At 26.3% G+C, this 300-nt stretch carries 1 pseudogene; it reads right to left on the bottom strand.

Features of this window, described 5'->3' with window-relative positions:
- Positions 1–197 (bottom strand): annotated as a pseudogene (locus WFZ85_RS16220) (glycosyltransferase family 1 protein); the annotation flags it as partial.
- Between the last annotated feature and the right edge of the window lie 103 nt (positions 198–300).

Below are 300 nucleotides of genomic sequence, written 5' to 3'. Positions count from 1 at the left end.
ATAACAATAGTGTCTTTTATTTCCATTTCGTTTTTTGTAAATTTGTCCAGGTTTATAGGACTTGGAAGTAAACCTAAATATTTTGGATGGTTTTGTAGAGGAATATGATAATCAATATCAGTAGCAATTACACCTTGAATATTTTGATATAAATAGTGATGCAGTTTTTTAAATGGTGTGGTTCTAAATTTTAACACATTAGAAAAGTTCTTATCTTAAATTTTTTCAGCCAAATAGGGTTTAACAACCGATGGTTTATCAGGATGATTAAAATAATAATTTACATAAAGATAATCATCA

This window comes from Flavobacterium aureirubrum (assembly GCF_038739835.1).
GTDB classification, from domain to species: Bacteria; Bacteroidota; Bacteroidia; order Flavobacteriales; family Flavobacteriaceae; genus Flavobacterium; species Flavobacterium aureirubrum.
This window is presented reverse-complemented; position numbering and strand designations above follow the sequence as displayed.